Source organism: Mogibacterium pumilum, from assembly GCF_002243385.1.
Lineage (GTDB): Bacteria > Bacillota > Clostridia > Peptostreptococcales > Anaerovoracaceae > Mogibacterium > Mogibacterium pumilum.
Map to the genome: position 1 here is coordinate 1,474,194 of NZ_CP016199.1, position 564 is coordinate 1,474,757.

At 39.2% G+C, this 564-nt stretch carries 1 protein-coding gene; it reads right to left on the minus strand.

Going from position 1 to position 564, the window contains the following annotated elements:
• Positions 1 to 138: 138 nt before the first annotated feature.
• On the minus strand, positions 139 to 564 hold a 426-nt coding region (gene tnpA, locus AXF17_RS09920), incomplete at its 5' end, for an IS200/IS605 family transposase (RefSeq protein ID WP_094233859.1).

Here is a 564-nt window from a genome sequence, read left to right on the forward strand (position 1 = left end):
CCCGGCACACTACGAATCATGACCACCGGCTGAGCCGGTGGTTTGCTTTGGCCCTATAAGGGCCTTTTACCTGCTGCATCTTAAGATGCGTTGAAAAGATTCGCCAACCGCACGTACTTTCCTACAAGTCCTAAAGGACTATTTCATCTTCTCTCCTGTGAATGGATCAATATACTCCTTCAACGTCATTTGATCATCTACTATGTCACCTTGAAGTTGTGTACGTATGTATTCAGCTATTTTCTTTTCGTTTTTACCTACTGTATCAACATAGTACCCTCGGCACCAAAAGTGTCTATTTCCGTACCTGTATTTTAATTTTGCAAATTTATCGAATATCATAAGTGAACTTTTTCCCTTCAAATATCCGACTATTTGCGACACAGAATACTTTGGCGGTATTTCTACAAGCATATGTATATGGTCAGGGCATAGCTCAGCCTCAACAATGTTGATACCTTTTCTTTGGCATAGGATTCTTATCATCTTTCCTATTTCCACTCGGTACTTCCCATATATTTCTTTTCTTCTATACTTCGGTGCAAATACTATATGATATTTACA